Annotated in this window: 13 protein-coding genes and 5 pseudogenes; 7 read left to right on the top strand and 11 right to left on the bottom strand. The window is 55.5% G+C overall.

Features of this window, described 5'->3' with window-relative positions; all coding sequences use genetic code 11:
- Positions 1 to 22: 22 nt before the first annotated feature.
- From BO1_RS14055 to BO1_RS14050, 3 genes are all read right to left on the bottom strand, one after another.
- Positions 23 to 2,236 (bottom strand): ankyrin repeat domain-containing protein, encoded by a 2,214-nt coding sequence (locus tag BO1_RS14055; protein ID WP_156992249.1) that lies wholly within the window; start codon positions 2,234 to 2,236, stop codon positions 23 to 25.
- A gap of 41 nt (positions 2,237 to 2,277) precedes the next feature.
- Positions 2,278 to 2,442 (bottom strand): hypothetical protein, encoded by a 165-nt coding sequence (locus BO1_RS60190; protein WP_167338344.1) that lies wholly within the window; start codon positions 2,440 to 2,442, stop codon positions 2,278 to 2,280.
- Between the two features lie 264 nt (positions 2,443 to 2,706).
- Positions 2,707 to 3,729, bottom strand: a complete 1,023-nt coding sequence (locus BO1_RS14050) for a restriction endonuclease (RefSeq protein ID WP_167338343.1) — start codon at positions 3,727 to 3,729, stop codon at positions 2,707 to 2,709.
- Positions 3,730 to 3,971: 242 nt separating this feature from the next.
- On the opposite strand from BO1_RS14050, the gene BO1_RS59105 reads away from it, so the two are divergent.
- The 3 genes and pseudogenes from BO1_RS59105 to BO1_RS59100 all read left to right on the top strand — a co-directional run bounded on the left by BO1_RS59105 (position 3,972) and on the right by BO1_RS59100 (position 6,433).
- On the top strand, positions 3,972 to 5,171 hold the full coding sequence (locus BO1_RS59105; protein WP_156992248.1) for a hypothetical protein: 1,200 nt from the start codon (positions 3,972 to 3,974) through the stop codon (positions 5,169 to 5,171).
- A 46-nt stretch (positions 5,172 to 5,217) separates the two neighbouring features.
- Positions 5,218 to 5,433: pseudogene (locus tag BO1_RS14030) on the top strand (transposase); the annotation flags it as partial.
- 160 nt (positions 5,434 to 5,593) lie between these two features.
- Positions 5,594 to 6,433, top strand: a complete 840-nt coding sequence (locus BO1_RS59100) for a hypothetical protein (protein ID WP_156992247.1) — start codon at positions 5,594 to 5,596, stop codon at positions 6,431 to 6,433.
- A 389-nt stretch (positions 6,434 to 6,822) separates the two neighbouring features.
- Here the strand turns inward: BO1_RS59100 and BO1_RS61110 are convergent.
- Positions 6,823 to 7,604, bottom strand: a pseudogene (locus BO1_RS61110) (transposase); the annotation flags it as partial.
- 62 nt (positions 7,605 to 7,666) lie between these two features.
- On the opposite strand from BO1_RS61110, the pseudogene istA reads away from it, so the two are divergent.
- Positions 7,667 to 9,162, top strand: a pseudogene (gene istA / locus BO1_RS51035) (IS21 family transposase).
- Positions 9,159 to 9,978 (top strand): annotated as a pseudogene (gene istB / locus BO1_RS14015) (IS21-like element helper ATPase IstB). Before istA ends, istB begins: the two co-directional pseudogenes overlap by 4 nt.
- Before the next feature lie 103 nt (positions 9,979 to 10,081).
- On the opposite strand, the pseudogene BO1_RS51030 reads toward istB, so the two are convergent.
- Positions 10,082 to 10,783: pseudogene (locus BO1_RS51030) on the bottom strand (transposase); the annotation flags it as partial.
- Between the two features lie 491 nt (positions 10,784 to 11,274).
- On the opposite strand from BO1_RS51030, the gene BO1_RS14000 reads away from it, so the two are divergent.
- Positions 11,275 to 12,384, top strand: coding sequence for a M48 family metalloprotease (locus BO1_RS14000; RefSeq protein WP_028218085.1), 1,110 nt, complete (start codon positions 11,275 to 11,277; stop codon positions 12,382 to 12,384).
- A gap of 61 nt (positions 12,385 to 12,445) precedes the next feature.
- The gene (locus BO1_RS13995; RefSeq protein ID WP_156992244.1) at positions 12,446 to 13,006 is read left to right on the top strand and encodes a hypothetical protein; all 561 of its coding nucleotides are present in this window, start codon (positions 12,446 to 12,448) and stop codon (positions 13,004 to 13,006) included.
- Between the two features lie 108 nt (positions 13,007 to 13,114).
- Here BO1_RS13995 and BO1_RS59090 read toward each other — a convergent pair whose 3' ends face one another.
- The 6 genes from BO1_RS59090 to BO1_RS13980 are packed head-to-tail and all read right to left on the bottom strand — an operon-like array spanning position 13,115 to position 17,853.
- Positions 13,115 to 13,576 (bottom strand): GNAT family N-acetyltransferase, encoded by a 462-nt coding sequence (locus BO1_RS59090; protein ID WP_156992243.1) that lies wholly within the window; start codon positions 13,574 to 13,576, stop codon positions 13,115 to 13,117.
- Positions 13,545 to 14,039 (bottom strand): DUF6817 domain-containing protein, encoded by a 495-nt coding sequence (locus BO1_RS62010; protein WP_407669946.1) that lies wholly within the window; start codon positions 14,037 to 14,039, stop codon positions 13,545 to 13,547. Before BO1_RS62010 ends, BO1_RS59090 begins: the two co-directional genes overlap by 32 nt.
- Before the next feature lie 40 nt (positions 14,040 to 14,079).
- A complete protein-coding gene (locus tag BO1_RS57455) occupies positions 14,080 to 14,652 on the bottom strand; it encodes a 2OG-Fe(II) oxygenase (RefSeq protein ID WP_084687952.1) in 573 nt (190 codons plus the stop codon).
- Positions 14,649 to 15,755 (bottom strand): radical SAM protein, encoded by a 1,107-nt coding sequence (locus BO1_RS57450; RefSeq protein ID WP_084687951.1) that lies wholly within the window; start codon positions 15,753 to 15,755, stop codon positions 14,649 to 14,651. Before BO1_RS57450 ends, BO1_RS57455 begins: the two co-directional genes overlap by 4 nt.
- A 49-nt stretch (positions 15,756 to 15,804) precedes the next feature.
- Complete coding sequence (locus BO1_RS59085; RefSeq protein ID WP_156992242.1) at positions 15,805 to 16,164, bottom strand: hypothetical protein; 360 nt, start codon at positions 16,162 to 16,164, stop codon at positions 15,805 to 15,807.
- A gap of 15 nt (positions 16,165 to 16,179) precedes the next feature.
- The gene (locus tag BO1_RS13980) at positions 16,180 to 17,853 is read right to left on the bottom strand and encodes a hypothetical protein (protein ID WP_167338341.1); all 1,674 of its coding nucleotides are present in this window, start codon (positions 17,851 to 17,853) and stop codon (positions 16,180 to 16,182) included.
- Between the last annotated feature and the right edge of the window lie 341 nt (positions 17,854 to 18,194).

Raw genomic sequence — 18,194 nt, 5'->3', positions numbered from 1 at the left:
TTCGAGAATGCCCAGCTGAGGCTTAGCGGGAAGCGGCGCGCTGCTTTCTCTCCAGCAAATACGATACGATCTCGTGCCTCTTGTGATGGACGGCGACCCACAACGCGTCGAAACGCTCGAGCACTTTCGGCGGCGTCAACGTTAAGTCCGGATCGCCGCGATGCTCGATTAGTAGTTTGAACACCTCCAGATCGCCGATCTCGGCCGCAAACAATGTCGGCGTCCACTGCGCGGAACGGTGCGCCTCCAAGCGATACGGGCGGTTAGCATCGGCTTCGCCCGCGAGCAACGCCCGAATCACTTCACGATACGCTTCGTGTGGCCGAATGAAATAATCGAAAACATTCTTCCACATCCGGCGATTCCGGTCGCTTGCGTTCGCGAGTTGCTGCAACCCTTCTCGACGCGCCGCGAGATCGACATCGAGCACCACGCCTTCCTTGGCGTCGTACACGTCCGCGCGCGTCTTGCCTGCAAAGTAGGCCTGCTCTTGGGTCGGATCGTTACAATGCAGGCTCATATTGAAAAGCGTCATCGCGTAGCACAGCGCCGACGGTAGCGCATCGCATGCCGCTTCAACATCCGCGCCCAGTTCGATGAGGCGGGCAACGGCGCGGGCATTCGCCATCTCGACGGCCAGCTTCAGCGGCGATTCGCGTCGGGTAGAAGCGGGGCGATTGACGGTTGCTCGTTGCAATTCGAGCCCGAGCAGATAGTCCATGACGGACGTGTCCTTGCGATCGCAGGCGCGACGCATCGCGTAAGACAGCGGCCCTTCGCCTGACTCAGGGATGAAATCGTCGGGATCGCCGCCGGCATCGACGAGCAGCTTTACGTCGTCCGACGTGCCTTCCATGATCGCCATCATGAGCGGTGTTCTTCGCGTGCGGCCATCAGCATACTTGGTCTTCTGGTTCGGGCTCGCGAGATGTTTTGGAGCGAGCTTGAATAGGTCTTCAGTGCTGCGGAGTTCGATAGGCGGAGGGATGCGCACTTTGGCCGTGTGCGGCTGGAAACGCTGCTCGAACGCGAAAGCGATGCGGCGCATTTCCTGTTCGTCGAGCGGTCGTTTCGGCCAGCGGTTCAAGCCGAGCATGAAAGTTTTGTCCCAGTAAGCATTGGCGGCATCTTTGTCGCCGATGCCGATTGCATACTGCAACGCTTCGTCGAGAATGAGTCGCTGGTTCGGACCGGCTCGCCACCACGCCGCCGAAACGAGCTTGCCATACAAACCGAGCGCTCTCTTCTCGTCGCCGAGCATCGCCGCATGCCGCGCCAAGAACCAGTCGTGGAAGATCTCGCACGAAGCGCGCACTGCGGGCGGCACTTGTTCCAGTTGTTGCCCGCACCGATGCAGCCGCTCACGCAGGGCATCGTGATCGAGAGCATTGCTCGAAAGCATCGTTTCAATTTCCAGCATCGAGCGCATAACCTTGGCGCGCTCGGCACCGTCGCTTTGCTGGAAGCATTCGAGGTTCATCGCGTGCGTCGCCTCGTCGAGCGTCCATTGCGGTTCACGGCGCACGACAAAGCCACATCGCACCGCATCGCGCAGTTCGGTCGACAGCGACTGATACGCGCACGCAATCAGCAGCCAGCCCGCCAGATGTTGAACCTCCGATTCGTCGACGGGCTTACCCAACGCGGCGGCGACCTTGGACGCATACGGCCAGCCGATCTTGCCGATGCGCTCGCCGGATGACCAGCGCTCGATCGTTCGTTGGTCGGCATCGACCTCATTCGCCAAACTCGCCAGCAGCACGGATTCGCTTATTCCGGTTCGCTGCGCCACGAACACGATCCACGCGCGAAACGGACTCATCGAGCAGCCGGCCAGGTCCGGACCGTCGCGCAGAGCGGCGCACAGGCGCATGAAGCCTGACAACATGGGCACCGTGAAATGCCTGACGAAGAGCTCGTTGTCCCGCTCGGGCAGCATCGACGTGGTGTCGACGTGCTGCACTACCATTTGAATGCTCGAGCGCGTACGGGCCCAAACTTCCAGCAGGAACTGCGCCCATTCGGGGCCGCAGTCCTGAGCCAGTGCCTCGCAGCAGGTTTGTTCGATGCCTAGCAGCAGTTCGGATCCCGAGCTCTGTCGATCTTTCACTTCGGCGGCGAGGTCATCTAGGTTCTTGTCGAGCCCGATGTCGGCGAGATGCTTGCGGTAGCCAGCCGCGCTGATCAGCGCGCGCAATACATGGCCCAAGCGAGGAACGGTCGTTTTATTTTTCATAGTTTATGCCGGGGCGGTCATTCGTCCCCGCCCGTGTCGATTCAGCGCTTGCCGCCCTTGGCAGCCGCACGTTGAGCACGGGTGGCGAAGCTTCCCTTCGGTACCGCGCCGCCGTTCGCCTTGGCCGTGGCGCTCTGGATACGTGAAGCCGCTGCCGGGGTCATCGGGTTGGGAGGAATGGCGGGCGTCGAGGTTTTGGTAGTCATGGTGGTTCCTTTGGATCGAGTCAATGCCGGAGGTGGCACGCCGTCATCTTCGTCAATGGCACACTTTGTGGCACGACACGATACCGAAGGAATTCTTGAATTTTATTGCTGCGACCAACGCGTGCAAGCCGGCGTGATTCCGGGTGGGGCAGATCGACCCTTCTCTGCCGTTCGGCGATGGCGTGCCGCTTCGTCTCTTTTTGCACTGAAGCGGTCATGCGCGTCATCGATCACGACCGAGTTAATTGGAATCGCGACGCCCCGCTAACCTTTTATTTTCAACTTGCGAATCATATTTTTTTGCTTTTCAGGGATGCTGAAAAGATGAATTCCCAATTCACGGCCTTTATCTGGAAAAATCATTGCGAACATTCGTTCATCGTCGACGCCATAGGCAGCCACGGCCGCACCAGCAAAAACAGCATCGTCGGTGACACGCTTCAAAATATTGAATTCAGGTTTTGAATTCCGACGCTGCCATTGGAGATGGCCAGATATAGTGATCGAGTCGAATCGAAAAGGCGCTCCTTCGCTAACTTTCGCGTAGACCTCGTCCGCGCGCACATCCAATGTGTGCGTGTGTGGCCATGCGGGACCTGAAGAGAAGTCACCTTGCTCGCGCAGCCCGTAGGGAAACGTATGAAGGACTGTCTGCGCAGGCTCCAGCGTGTAAAGGATCTCTGTGGATCTCAGCAAGACCGCGTGTTTGTATTCACCGAACGTCGGATACGCCTGGTGTGCAGACCCGGCACGGTCATAAATTCGATCCTCATCATTAATGGTAAAAGACGTCGGGGACCCGGGTGCACATGTAATGGATAATTTGTACTGCGGCCAACACAAGAGGCTACCCGAGAACTGGCTCAGAAATTCGCTAGGCGTACCAACACCGGGAAAATCTGGGAAATCATTTTCAATTCGATTTTCCCAAGGCTGCAGTGTGTAGAGATCGACGCCATGCGAAGCGGCCTTCTTACGAGCGCCGTCCGTATATCCGGAAGTTGAAAATATCGCCTTATGCGTCACCTTAGGCATGTCGTTCAATTTGAGGATCAACTGCTCTACAGTACCAACATCAAGCGGCTTACCCTCGTGCTTTACCTCCGACGCTTTAAACGCCGATATTTCTCCGTTGCTGTCGACGATCGTGACTGTTATGTCGACGTCCCGCTCCTTCTCTGCGGCTTCATCCAAAACCATGTCGCCGATTGTGACGTCAACTGCGTCCGGGTCGTAGCGGAGACAACACAGACCGACCAAGTACTGCACTAACATGGGCGTGAGCATGATGAAGGGCCTTTCGAGACAGGGGCTATGCATTATCGCCCAAGCCAACTCTTTTCTCGATCAGGGAAGTACGACCGGTTGAAGCGAGTTATCGAACCCGACCGCGTCTTGGTCAGTCATGGCAGGCGCCCCCTCCATCAAGGGCCGCTGATGCGGCAGCGGGTCACGCTAAAGATGTGAGGAAAAACGGCCGATGACACATAGTGTTGAGTTTCTCATTGCACCACGACGGGGATAACTAATTGACGGCCATTGCAATCATCAATGTTCACAGCGACCCGGAAATTTCCGGGTATCCGGTAGTCGTCAGCGACATGCTTCTGAGCAAGAAGTTTACCGGCGACAAAACATCCCCACCAACCATTAACCTTCCGGCAACAGGAGTGCGCAGCGCACTTTACACCGACGAATCTGGCTGTCTGAGACAAATCGTCATGATGGCGCGAAAACCCCTGATTCTGGACGGCTCGCCGGGCGGGCCAAATTCTGGCGTACTGGCATGGGCTGGCCCGTATGAAGAAATGAGACTGATTCGGGAGCAACTCGGAAAAAAACTAGACCTTAAAGACCAGTTTGGAGAAAATATTATTGTCTCAAAGTCAGATATAGGACGCGTGGTTGATTCGCTCGGATTTAAGATCCCCAACATCCAGATCGCCGCCGTAACATTCAACGATACGCAGGGATTGGAAATATTCAATCACAAACTACACGAATTTTCCACGCGTCACGTAGGAATGTGTTACGCAGGTGGAACAGGCGGGAAAAAATTATCGGAGATAATCGAAGCCTTTGATGCTCAATTCGACTTTCGCGAGGTAGCGCATGGATACACGCCAGCCGATGCTTTTGCGGAACATATCTCGGCATCGTGGCTATATATGGAAACCGACTCCAAGCCTGGCCCTGACAATATTTCGCCAATCGCCACATCGAGCGGTGGCTTTCTCGACTGGTACAGGACCGGCCGAAACGGTGTCCGCTCCTGGCATCCACGCCTCGACCTTCACCTTCGCATTAAAGAGGGTCGTACGTACATCAGCCGGGCCTACCTGTCAGAGACATTGCTCATCCGCCCAACCGACCAGCATGATGTCGGCCAAGCGGCGCACATTGTCGGACTGATAGAGCACCCAGAAGAAATTGTGGCCGTCCCTCATCAGGACCATATTTCCATATCCCGCAGCGATGTGTTCTCATATCTCTGCCCGCAGGTGTTTCGGTCGGGAAAACACCTAAGCGCTTTCACATCTGCGGAATCATTGCAGCACCTCTATGCGAGGCCGCTCTATATTCCGAGCATTCATGTCCTTCTCCTGAAGGACGGCAGCGCCGTACACCGCCCTTTCCGTAGCCTCGACGAAAGCCGCCAAGCAATATTTGCCTACCAGGATGGGCGATTACACTTGAGCTTGCCGCAAGATATTATTTTTCGCGATTAGCGTGTTAGGCACTTGCGGCGAGACCTAGTATCCTGGCCGGATCGCAATAGGCAAACCCTATTCGACGGATGTGTCGAACGAAGAATGGAGCTTCGCGGCTCGCTATCTGACTTTGATGAACCAGGACGCACCGCAGCGGCGATATGAGCTGCGCGACATGTTCAACGCGGTGCGCCGGATCGTGCGCGCGGGTGCGCCGTGGAGCATGTTGCCAAATGACTTTCCGCCTTGGGAGTTAGTTTATCAGCAGACGCAACGCTGGATTCAGACGTGGCCCGCTTGACAAACCTTGGCCGAGTACGTGCCCCCCATTTCTTGCGTGGTTGTGAAAACCTGCTACAACTAAATCACGATGGCTTTCCGAGGCGCTCCGTTCGCCACGAACCAGTTGACAAAGCAGTGAACAAGAGGAGGAGAAGCACATGCCGCCGGTACACGTCTTCCCCGTTACTCTGTTTTTAATTGCCTGCTTTGCAAATTTTATTTTCTGGATTTTCCCAGTCGGCGCATGGATAATCAACTGCGCTTGCGGATTCATGAGATGGCGTTACATCGACAGGCTTGTAAAAAGCATCGCAAAGGAGCGAAACAGAGGTGCTCCCATCGGCAATCCAACCTTCAAGGAAGAACATAAGCAGCATTTACGAGAGGCGCTAGCCAAAGCTTTGACGCCAACCGAGCATTCGATGGGACGCGTCGTCGCATTGATAGAAGAAACGCTTTACCTGTATTCAGCGTTCGCACAGATTGAATCGATTTTTTCGGGAGTGTTGTTATTCAAAGCATTTCATACGTGGATTACCGCTACTAATACGCACCTGCCAACCTTTGCACAAGTAGAGCTCCCGGCGGAACCCGCGAGCCCAACGCGGCCTGTTTACACAAAACACCACCCATTAAAATTTGTCTGGGGATGGCTAAAGTTTGGTGTCTGTTGGACCAAATTTAAATTTGCAACGGGTCAGCACAGGTCGCGATATGGAAGCTGGGCGGCTGCTGCAGCTATCGCAACTCAACCTCCTCAGGTAGTTGAGGACGAGTACGGAAAATTTAGGGAAACTCAAGCGCACATGCTCGTTAAGTTCTATGAATACGCCATCGGCAATTTTATTTCGCTTGGGATAGCTCTGGCATGGTATTTGACTATTATCAAACTAGGGGGGTACTGCCCGTCCGTAGGCGACTGGAGAAATATTTTAGACTGGTTTCATACAAATCAGCTTCATTGCACAATATCCTCCACGCCGCCTGCACATCCGTGATTTCCAAACGCACATACAGTCGTCTTCGCCGCTTGAATCATCCTGCGGGTGACCTCGTTAGCGGACTTCTATTGGTCTTCCAAGCGACCGTTTTGTCGGGTACCGGACACACAACCGTCATCGCAGATCGGCAACCGAACGGTACTTGATGGCCGACCACGGCCCAATGCCCGTGCGCGGCAAGTGCCTCGGGCTCGCCTTTCATGCAAGAGGCATAATCCGGACCCAGAACCGCCTTTCAAGCATGCACAAAATCAAGGGCAGCTTCCGGGGTATTTCGTTGAAAAACTGCGCTGTCGCTCGCGAGCACGGTGATGTTTGGCCATGCAATCGACGCGCTCAGCGCTCTTTCCGATCGCGCCACTGCTGTGCATCGCTCGCGACGCGTATCAAGCGGCCGCTACCGCCGTTTCCTCCTGCTTTGGCATCAACCACTTCGCCATTCGCCTCAGATTCTGCGCAGTAGCAGCCAGTAAGAACTCGTCATGGGCACCTGATGGACCTCGCAGGCGGAGCCGATCCAGCTTCATGACGCGTTTGAGGTGGGCAAAAACAGGATCTCAACCTTTTTGCGGTCTTTGCGCGACTGCCTGTATGCCGGCGTTTTCGCAATAGCCCTTGCCTTATCGCGTGCCGCTTCGTGGACGCTTCGGGCTATCTTTCGTATTGGTGTGTTCGGACAGCATTGGTCTTTCAATGAACATCCAGCGCAGTCCAACTGGCTGGATCGATAGACGACCGTATTGGCCTTGGTGATGTGCGTGCGTGGATTCTTGAATGGACGCTGTTCGCTGCGTAGTGCATGCCCGGCCGGGCAGCGATACTCATTGCTTTGTTCGAGCCACTGGAAGTCACTGTTCGCGAAGGTCTCGTCGCTACGTGCTCCTTTCTCCCACACCGGAACATGCGGCTCGATCGCCTTGTCATTGATCATCCAGGCAAGCATCGACGCAGTTCCGTATGCGGTGTCACCAACTGGACGTTGTGGCTTGAGGCGGAAGCGCCGCTCGACCCGGTCAATTATGGTCCTGGTCGAGTCCACTTCCTGTGTGCGGTATGCAGGGGTGGCCTCGTGCGCGGCGACAATCATTTTGGCCGGTATAGCGACTGAGGTTTTGGCCGGTGGGGAGAACTCGGAGGCGGCGTAGCCGCCGGAGAGTTCTCCCCACCGGCGGCGCCGAGTCGGCCGGGTTCTACGATGGCTGATCAAATCAAGAAGAAGCGATCAGCCGCATGTCCGGAACCCGTATCACCGACCAACAGGTTCGCCTCTACATGTCCAAACGCAAACACCACTCTCAGGAGATCGCCGCCGCCAAGGCCGGCATCAGCGTGCGCAGTGCCCGGCGCATAGAACGAGATGCCTCACTGCCGTCCCAGAAGCCACGCGGCTATTGGCGTTCGCGACCTGATCCGTTCGCCGAAGTCTGGGACACCGAAGTCGTCGCGATGCTCTTGAACGCGCCGCAATTGCAGGCGATCACGATCCTGCGCAAGCTCCAGGACGATCATCCCGGGCAGTATCCCGACAGCACACGCCGCACGCTCGAGCGACGCGTGAGGCACTGGAGAGCCGTGTCCGGGCCGCCCAAGGAAGTCTTCTTTCCGCAGCAGCATGAGCCCGGTGTACGGGGCCTGTCGGACTTTACCGACATGGCCGAACTGCGCGTGACCATCGCCGGCGCGCCATTCGCTCATCGGCTGTACCACTTCGTGCTGGCCTTCTCGCGCTGGGAGTACGCCAATGTCGTCGAAGGCGGCGAGAGTTTCGAGCCCTGTCCACGGGTTTGCAGAATGCGCTCTGGCAAGCCGGCGGTTGCCCGCTCGAGCATCGCACCGACAGTCTGTCGGCGGCGTTCAGGAATCTGCAGGACGAGGAGGACTTCACGGTGCGCTATGCCGCGCTGCTTGAGCATTACGGCATGGCCGGTACGCGCAACAATCGCGGTCAGGGTCACGAGAACGGCAGCGTGGAATCGTCGCATCGCTACCTGAAGGAGGCCGTCGATCAGGCGTTGATGTTGCGTGGGCATCGGGACTTCGCCGATCGCGCGGCCTACGACGAGTTTCTACGTGAGGTCGTCATGCGCCGCAACCGGCGCAATGCGGCGGCGTTCCGCCTGGAGCGCGAGCAGCTCATCGATCTACCTCTGCGACGCACCACCGATTTCGTTGAAGAGGAAGCACGCGTCACACGTTGCAGCACCTTCACCGTGCGCGGAATCCTCTATAGCGCGCCGTCGCGACTGATCGGCCACCGCCTGAAGGTGCGGGTCTATGGCGACCGGCTTGACTGCTATCTGTCCGGCGCGCTGGTGCATAGCACCCCACGCGGCTCGCGGGCCGGCGACAACCGCCGCGCTCTCGACTACCGGCACTTCATCGAGGGCCTCAAACGCAAGCCGCAGGCCTTCAAGGGGCTGGCGTTTCGCGACGAGCTGTTTCCGCGTGAGGCCTATCGCCGGACGTGGGAACAGCTCGAGGCGCGGCTGACGCAACGCGACGCGTGCAAGACCATGGTCGGACTGCTTGAGCTCGCCGCGCTGGATGGCGTCGAAGCCGTGCTGGCCGCACGCCTGAACGCTTTGCTGGTCGACGGCCGCTTGCCGGACCTGAAGGTGTTGCGCGAGGAATTTGCGCCTCGCAAGGTCGACTGCCCGGTGGTCAATGTCGAGATACCCCCGGCCAGCGCCTATGACGCCCTCCTGGGCAATGAGGAGGCGGCATGAGTACGCCCGCTTACGATGCCGGCCGGCTGGCCCTCATGCTCAATGAGCTGCGCCTGCCGACCATCGCCCGCCTGTGGCCCGAGTTCGCCCAGCGCTCCGACAAGGAAGGCTGGCAGGCCACAAGGCTGCTCGGCGCACTGCTTGAGCACGAACTGGCCGAGCGCGCAAAGCGGCGCATCGAGCGACACCGCACCGAGTCACATCTCGACCCGACCAAGACACTGGCTACCTTCGACTTCGGCATGGTGCCGATGGTCTCCAAAGCCCACGTGATGGCACTGGCGACCGGCGATTCATGGCTCGAGAAAGGCGCCACTGTACTCCTGTTCGGCCCACCTGGGGTCGGCAAGAGTCATCTTGGGGCAGCCATCGGGCACGCGCTGATCGACGCTGGCTACCGCGTGTTGTTCACGCGGACCAGCGAGATCGTGCAGAAGCTGCAGGCCGCGCGTCAAAGCCTGCAGCTCCCTTCGGCTCTCGCCAAGCTCGACCGCTTCGACATGATCATCCTGGACGACCTGTCGTACGCGCGAAAGGACCAGGCCGAAACGAGTGTCCTGTTTGAACTGATCGCGGAGAGATACGAGCGCCGCAGCCTTCTGAACCGCTAACCAGCCATTCTCGGGCTGGAATGACGTGTTTCCGGATCCCGGCATGACCGTCGCCGCGATCGACCGGCTCGTCCATCATTCGACGATCTTCGAGATGAACGTCGAGAGCTACCGCCGTCGCACGGCCAGCGACAAACAGACCAGCCGTCGCCGACAATCATCCAGCGACAATCACCAGGAAGGAGCGACAACCATGACCGAATAACCACCGACAATCATCCCGGTCGACCGGCCAAAATGATTGTCGGTAAACCGGCCATGCTGCTTGACGCTATCTACCTCGACATCCACAATGATTATCAACCTCAGTTGGTCGAGTAGGCATAGAATGCCGGGCCACCGGGCGCAGCTGTCCAACGTGCAGCAGGATCGGTTAGCGAAATGTTCTTTGGTTGCGTAGCGGGTTCCTGAGATGGTTCCAGTTCCAGTGCTTGGGCAGCTCTGTCGTTCGCGTCGAGCGTCGCCAGATACTCACGCACCGCACGGCTGGGTTCATCGCCACGACTCCAGTCGATCGCTTCAGTCCCAGCGATGCCGTGAGTGCGATTGGCATCGGCTTTGATGACACTGGCGCCGATCGCGAACCCTTCACCACCTATGAGGCCTTCGCTCATGCAGCGACGCAAAACTGATTCGAATACATGGCGTAGCATATCGCTGTCGCGAAACCGGCCGTGGCGATTCTTTGAAAACGTTGAGTGATCGGGAACCGCGTCTTCAAGGCCGAGGCGGCAAAACCAGCGATAAGCTAGATTCAGATGGACCTCCTCGCACAGGCGTCGTTCGGAACGGATGCCGAAGCAATATCCGACGATCAGCATGCGAATCATCAACTCCGGATCGATCGAAGGGCGCCCCGTAGGACTGTAGAACGACGCCATGTGCTTGCGGAGATCTCCGGAATCGAAGAAGTGATCTATGCCGCGTAACAGATGACCTTTGGGAACATGATCATCAAGGTTGAACGCGTAAAACAGCTGCACCTGATCACCGCTTCGCTGACCCATCATGACGATGCACTCCCGTCGATTGATGAATCCAGGATAGCGAACAATCCGACGCTCAGGGGAGTTTTTCAACGAAATGGGGGCACAACCGCCGTTCGGGTAACCGCACATGCGAATTGGCCGGGATCACCGCGTACGTCCCAAAACCACTCACTTCCGCGTCAAGGAAGAAGGGATTCTTTACTAAGCGCAACTTTGCTACGTTCCAACAAAAGACGAATATTGATGCCCAGCCGATCTCAAACTGCTAAGTAAGCGATTCACGGTAATTTTTTGGAGAGGGAGCAGCCACGCTTAATTAAAGCCCGGCGCAGCAAAGACGCGAAAGGTTAACGCCCGAGGCGCATGAACTCATGCCAGCCGGATAGGCACTTCGTGTTTTTGACTCGATCGCGCGACCGGCATTCGAGAAAGGTCATGATGCAGCCCGGCGTGGATGTACTATCTTTAACCGGAAGCTGACGAAATCGCGCTTGCCCAACGGAGGCGTTTTCATGCCACTTTCTCAGAGCAGTGACACAGAGATTTTTCGTCGAGAGATCGCCAGATTTGGCCTTCCTCTTATCAGAGAAGAGGTGCCTCCGCGCGGAAGAGCTTACTATGACGAAATAGCTGAGCAAGCCGAGGACCTAATCGCTCAAGCCAGGCACGCAGTGGAGGGGCTGCCACCGATCTACTTCGACTTCATCCGAAATCCCCAGGTCAACGCTGTGGCCTTTCGCGCTGGCAATCGCTACTTCATCGGTGTCTATACAGGGCTGCTTTTCATGCTGCGGATGGTGATTGGCCGCATGCTTGCAGACTCGAAGGTGTTTCCGTCGATCGGAGACACCACTCAGGAGCGAAACGATCTCGAACCGCTGCAGAGCTATGTTATGAACGCGGATTCCATGAATCAAACCAACGCGCTTTCATCACCGCGAGACGGATTGCGCTGGGCCTATGCGCATTTTCTTACGCATCAGGCGATCATGTTCTTCGTTGGCCATGAGATCACGCACATCTCACGTGGGCACGTCGATTACCTGCTGGAAAAGCGTGATGTTCGTTACTCCAGCGAATCATCCGGCTCACCGCGTGACGATGAAGAACTTCGTTTGGAGCGTCAATGCCTTGAGCAGGACGCTGATCGGCGTTCGATTATTGCTCGAATGAGCTCGTTGCGTGTGACGCTAGACCGTCATGACAGCGCGCCCCTGCCGTGGGCACCGAAGGCCGATGCGACGTGGCATTTGCTTCGTGATTGGAATGTCTCTCTCAGCATCTTGTTTCGCCTGTTCGGGGACATTAGATTCTCACGGTCCGACTTAACGGAGGCAAACTATCCGCCGCTTCCGATTAGGCGTCTTTATTCAGAAGTCGTCGCAAGTTGGGAGGTTCAGAAAAAGTGGCCTAGGGGAATGAAAATTCCCGTGAGTGATGCCTTTAACGAGGGACGAACGGAAGCAGAGCTTGGGTTTGCAACGATCCTCGGCGAACCATTGAGCATGGCGGGTGTCGAGCTAGCCAAAACAAAAGTTGCGAGAAAGCACGCAATGGATCTTCAAGAATATTGGAATAAGATTGTCATAGATAGAGTTCGGCCTTACTCATATGAGTTTTAGAAATTAGTCTTTGAGTTCCATGTTCCTTTATCAGAACGGCACAACCAAATGGAGGTTTTACGTGCAAGACGACGATGACATTGCATTGGATTTGTCGGAACTGACTGTCGGGGTGCTCTATGATATTGCCAAGGAAAGCGCCAGTCACGGAGAAATTCACGATAGAGGATTTGTTCTCCATCTATCACCCGACGCTACGGTCGAGGAGTTCGGTGCGCAAATTAATCGGGGAGAAATTGGTACATGCTATTTCACGGCACCGATGTATTGGGAGCTGTTGAAGAAAGAGTTCCGCCTTCTTCTTTGTACCAACGACAAAAAATATCGCGCGCTCAGAAAGCATCTTGCCAAGACGGGCGACAAGTCGCAGCTCGCGGTTGTCTCAGCCATATCCGCCGCTGTCGCTGCTTCGCTGAGCGTCACTGCGGCTGCGCTTGTACCGGTTTGCGCCATTTGTCTGATCGCGGTTCTGAAGCTGGGAAAAGAAGCGTACTGCCAGACCCAGAACCTGGATGTGAAGATTGGTTCAGATCACACAATAGGTTCGCGTTCGAACGGATCGGATGCAGGAGATCTGTCCGCCAAAAAAACGACGAAACGCTCCGCTCACAATAAGTCATAAAGACGTGTGAATCCGAAAGCCTTATTGTGGGCTGGTCGACGTCCCGCTACCGCCATTATTTTGGATGGGAAGTATGACTATTGTGACGCGCGAAGATCCTCCAGAGCGTTAATCAGTCAAGGCCGCGAAATTGCATTGCATTTCTACTTTCTTAATTCCCATCTTGGTAAGCGTCTTCGTCGTTTGAAAAGGGATGTATGAAAAGTCGCAATTCCAAACGACGTGCGCGGCTCGTAGATTGCTGCCCCATGTGGAGATAGCCGCCCACAGCTTCGGAACCAGCGCATTGTGCGGATCGCGATTGGGTTCCAGCCATACATCACACAGCTCGATAATGGATTCCCGGACGAATCGTGGGCGGTGATGCTTGCAGTAGGCGAAGCCGACGATATCGTCATGAACAGCGACAAGGACAAGCCGTTGCGGATGATTCAAAGCGAACACGAACTCTTTTCGCGCGGCCTCGACACGGAACTGGAATGATGCGTAAGGGCCATAAGGATGTGATTTTCGGGCCATCCACACCAAACTGACTATGTCAGATTCGGCAGCCCGTCTGATTTCCGACATGTACGCTACTCCCGTTTGCTGAGGCACGCAGTCTGGAACTTATCATAGATATGAGCAATGGCGGACACTGAAGATAGCCTCGCTCAACCGAATTCATCACTTTGAAAAAAAAAGACTGGCCCATCCGCTGTTCATGAAGATTCGCGCATTCGATAACCAGCAAATCCGCATCCATGGTGGATCCGACGCCGGCGAGGACGTTGTCGAAACATCTCGGTCTATTCGCTTGAGAGAAGGCGAAGACTAGCTCCTCGACGGCACTACCGACCGCGTTCGCTAACTCGATTCTCGACGCATTCGCTATTGAATTTTTGAAGAGGGTCGTCCCGTACGCGCTGTGAAGCAAACCGGCCAACTGCAGCCGTTCAGGAACATCAGCGGCCCGAAGTAGGGCATACGTACCAAGCAGGTGGTCAAGAAGTGTGCGCCCCGAGTGGGGAGCGCGAGCCCATCGCTGACTCATAAGCCACTCGACAGTATCCTGTGTCCGGATGGGCATGTATTCAGCCACGTTTCACCTGCGACTTCATGACGACACTGAGACGCAAATCAGAACAATCACGGCTGGTCGCCCGGGCTGCGTGTGGGATACACCCCGGAAACGTCACTACGCGGCCCGGTTTAGGGAAAACCGAGGCGATACTGTCTGATTTATCAGCATCGAAGAACACGAGATCACCCGCCCAGTTTGGCATCCAAACCGGATGGGCATAATAAATGGTCGAAAAATAATTATCGCGGTCTGCATTATCAACATGCACATAACCCTCCGATCCATACGTATGGGCATTGGCATAAACCCGAAGCGGTTCGTGTCCACGTAGGATTTCCGAGGAGATCACGTCCCAAAGACGGGCAATCGGCGCATTTCTTGCACTTTCACGAAGCTCGGTTTCACACGACGTGCGCGAGCTCCCGTCGCCGCCGGCAAAACGCGTCGACCAGAACGAGAAACGATCGTTCATACCGTTTGATTGATGGCCAAACTTCCAGATTGGTCCACAAAGCAATTCATGGATCGACATCGCAAGAGATCGAGGTACGATATCGTCGCAGATTGCGATTTCGCAGTTCATACAGGCGCTCTGTTATCGAGGGTACGTTGCTGTAATAGGTCAACAGTGAAGCGGATTACGGGGTAAACAACAGGGCACCTTGTGCCGCCGAAACTCGTTCCGAGCGCTCGCTCATCCTCGGTGGCTTCAACGACCGCAAAGCCGTCGCACGGTCCGAAAAACTCGCATTGAGAACAAAGCCGGTGCATCCGATCCGCGGCTCTTGAGTTCGATATCCGCTTTCCTTCCCGATTAGAGTTGGGATCTTCGAAGTAGTTGCCATGCGAAAGGGCGGAATCGTACGCATCGGCTTGGTAATAAACGCGTCCATCTGTATCGATTATCAACAAGCGATCGCGGATTTGCAGAGAGTCATATCTCAACTTGCGCCGCGCAATGACGCGCAGAGCAGTCGCTAAAAGGTGGTTTGCCGGCTCGCAGCGCAGAGCCCGCTTCGTTACGGTCCAACGCTGAATGAGCCAACAATAAGCAGATACCAGCTGTTCACGCGACATTGCTCGGTTGCTGTTTTGACCGACATACGCAGATCGGTATACGGGCGAAATCCGGCAAGGCATGCCCCGGTCCTCATAAAATTGCATGATCGCCGGTAGGTCATTCATGTTATCTCTTGACAGAACCGCAATCCCTCCAATGCCGGGGCGAGTGGATTTGAGCAAGTCAATGTTTTGCACAACACGAGCGGTTGAATCGCGATCTCGTATGTCCACGCGCAGGCCACCTGAGACGTCCATTGAAACTCCCACTTTTTGAAAAAGTGGGCCGGTGAGCAGGTCGAGTATTTTGGGCGTAAGACGAAACAAGTTAGTTTGTACCGAGTGCGTTACGAGAATCCGGCTATCCGAGAATACTGAACGTTGGGACGCAATGGCCTCTTGAAAATAGGTCGCAGGGAGAAGCGTAGGCTCGCCGCCGTGCCATATTATCTCTACTCTTTTAATTGCTTTTTCGCGCTCCACTGCGGCGCGCAAATTGAGAAAGAGCCTGTGTATATTAGCCTGCCCCATCCGCTCAGAATTAGTCAGCTGCTCGAACTCGTAGCAGTAGCGGCATCGAAGATTACACAGCTTCGACACTTTAATAACTATTTGCAACAGTGCCATTCTCAATTCCCTCTCGATTACCTCAGCGCCTGAGGGTGACGGACGTCTGTCAGCCTGCAAGCCGATCTTGCCCGCCACCGTCACCGCCGTCGCCGCCCTCGTCCCCCTCACCACCACCGCCGCCGTCTTCGCCAGGATGGACGTCTATGAAATCAGGACCCTGATCGACGTCGACAAATGGACCATCCTGTCCGTCTTCGCCGTCCTGCTCTGCGTATGCAGAAACGACCGTATTACTGCTTTGATTCAATGGCGTCGTTGCTTGCGTCACTTTATTTGTAGAGATTTTATCCAAAAAATTTGGCCAACGCTCTTGAAGCTTCTTTCTTAAAAGAGTCGAATTCACCTCCTCAAGTGGTGGCAAATTAAGTTGTTGATCGGCGAGTTGGATAGAGATTATTTTTTTCATATTTTCCTCCTAAAATTAATGAAGCGGGATGACGAATGCTGCACACGCAGCGCCGTTTTTTCGAATTCCTGATACGAGTATCAGGCCGTCGTCGTCGACAAAGCGAGCATCGATTATCTCAATGTCGGCCGGCATAACTAACTCATCGAGCCTTTCGATTTTCATTCCATTCCACACTACACCATGCTTATCGCCGGACGCATCCTGAGCTGATCCGACAATCGTCCCCACATCGTTGATGGAGTTTGCATAGCTGTTTTTGCCGCCCAAGGTTCCGAGGTCGAGCAGGGATCCGGATGTCCATAAAAATCCGTGGGTGCCGCCTTTTACCTCGGAATAGCCAACGACTTGCGATGACTTGTTTACTGACGTTGGGATGGAATTTCCCGATGTGAATGCACCGAGCGACACAACCGTGCCGTCGTCGTGCCAGAGAACAGCGCGAACCGCCTTGTTCGCGTCGATCGCCGTTCCTACTACGGAGCCAGTGCTCGATGCGGCCATTACTTCGGTCGGGAAACCCGCCACTAGAGGCTGCAATAGTGTGAGTTCATTGGCGTCTATCGCGCGATCGCCATTGCTGTCTTTCCAGATAAATGCACGAGAGATCTCGGTGTAGTCTTCACCGTCAGGCGTCGCGACCTGCATTGTTCCGGCGATTTCGCCACTGTCAATCCATGCGTCAAAGTGTGAGCTTAAGGAGCCTGGGACGGTGATGCGCTGGAGTTCAGAACCCATGGGCCATAGCGAAGCTTGGGGAGATGCGAAGCGTCTGCCCAGCATTCCCAAAGCAACCCCGTCTCGTCCCAAGTCCGTCACTTCCGATGGCTTCCCGTTATCTGGAAGGTACGCGGTTTCGCCGGGGTCGGGGAGTGAGTTAAAATTTCCGTCAACCCATATTACTCCGCGCGGATGGTCTGAGTCGGCCCCAACTTCTCCGACTGCTCGCCCGAAGCTGGTTTTGACGGGGAGGATGGTTTCGCCGCTTGGGCCGTCCCAGACGACAACCGCGTAGTTGCCAAGCCACGGTACGGTGGGATGATAATAAGCCTGAAGATTCGCCCATTGCGGGCGGCGTGTAATGGGAGACAGCGCGTGCGCCCTCCCCCCATTTGAGTTCACTAGCGCAACCACGCGCCGTTGATATTCTTCCCATATTTTTTCGCCCGATTGCAGCAATGAGGGAATAGAGTCTTCGATGGAATCGTAGCCCATTTTTTTCAAGATAGACTTGATTTCGTTGGCAGTCGCTTCCGTTACATAGGCATCCCAAAAATTTGTAGGGCGATCCGCTCCCATGGTGTAAAGGATCGTGCTTCCGTCCGCGAGAGCTGTGACACCAAATTCCCTCGTCCCGCTCACGGGATGGTTCCAGTCCTCTTCTGTATAAATCGTCGTGAAACGCCATTCTTCCGGCGTGCTTTCCGCGACAACTACGGAGCCACCCTCAACTGGCACGTTTTTAAACTTCAAACGAAAGCGCATGACGGCGCCATAGGGATTTGCCGATGCCCAAGCAGCCGAATCGATGGCGTTATATGGAAGAAAATCAGACTGCGTGGAGTCGATTAGATTTACGAAGTTCTGGCGAATGAAGGCGAGCAGTTGCGGTCTATTGAGCGGCTTATTGGCGACGATCGGCATCTCGTCGATTTCAATTCCGTAAAAATCGAGGTTGGTGACGCCCAAACCGTTTTCTATTCTGAGCGGACGCCACGCTATACCATTGACGCTCCGCTGTGCTAGCGATGTTTGGAGGCTTGTAGATGGGCGGAAAGAGATTAAAGATTCCCAGTCTTTGTCATCGGCTGGGATACTGTCGAGAGCTATTGCCCAGCATGAATGCATCATCAGCGCAATTGCGAGGCACCAGAGTCTCATGTCGTGCATCCCTGCCATTGGGGTCAGCGTGAATCTCAATCACCTTACCTTTTGACGTTTGAGTTTGGCGGACAATTCAAAGGGCTCAGACCACTTTGCCGCTCCCCAACGCAGGCGAACTTTAAGTTGTTTTATATGTGACGATTCCC

Source organism: Paraburkholderia oxyphila NBRC 105797 (assembly GCF_000685075.1).
Classification (GTDB): domain Bacteria; phylum Pseudomonadota; class Gammaproteobacteria; order Burkholderiales; family Burkholderiaceae; genus Paraburkholderia; species Paraburkholderia oxyphila.
This window is presented reverse-complemented; position numbering and strand designations above follow the sequence as displayed.

What these genes read in the sequence shown, in the direction of transcription:
- BO1_RS57455 (WP_084687952.1), bottom strand. Translation starts at nt 14,652, where the DNA reads ATGAACTGCGAAATCGCAATCTGCGACGATATCGTACCTCGATCTCTT.
- BO1_RS59100 (WP_156992247.1), top strand. Translation starts at nt 5,594, where the DNA reads ATGCCGCCGGTACACGTCTTCCCCGTTACTCTGTTTTTAATTGCCTGC.
- BO1_RS14050 (WP_167338343.1), bottom strand. Translation starts at nt 3,729, where the DNA reads ATGCTCACGCCCATGTTAGTGCAGTACTTGGTCGGTCTGTGTTGTCTC.
- BO1_RS62010 (WP_407669946.1), bottom strand. Translation starts at nt 14,039, where the DNA reads ATGAGTCAGCGATGGGCTCGCGCTCCCCACTCGGGGCGCACACTTCTT.
- BO1_RS59085 (WP_156992242.1), bottom strand. Translation starts at nt 16,164, where the DNA reads ATGAAAAAAATAATCTCTATCCAACTCGCCGATCAACAACTTAATTTG.
- BO1_RS60190 (WP_167338344.1), bottom strand. Translation starts at nt 2,442, where the DNA reads ATGACTACCAAAACCTCGACGCCCGCCATTCCTCCCAACCCGATGACC.
- BO1_RS14000 (WP_028218085.1), top strand. Translation starts at nt 11,275, where the DNA reads ATGCCACTTTCTCAGAGCAGTGACACAGAGATTTTTCGTCGAGAGATC.
- BO1_RS14055 (WP_156992249.1), bottom strand. Translation starts at nt 2,236, where the DNA reads ATGAAAAATAAAACGACCGTTCCTCGCTTGGGCCATGTATTGCGCGCG.
- BO1_RS59090 (WP_156992243.1), bottom strand. Translation starts at nt 13,576, where the DNA reads ATGTCGGAAATCAGACGGGCTGCCGAATCTGACATAGTCAGTTTGGTG.
- BO1_RS57450 (WP_084687951.1), bottom strand. Translation starts at nt 15,755, where the DNA reads ATGGCACTGTTGCAAATAGTTATTAAAGTGTCGAAGCTGTGTAATCTT.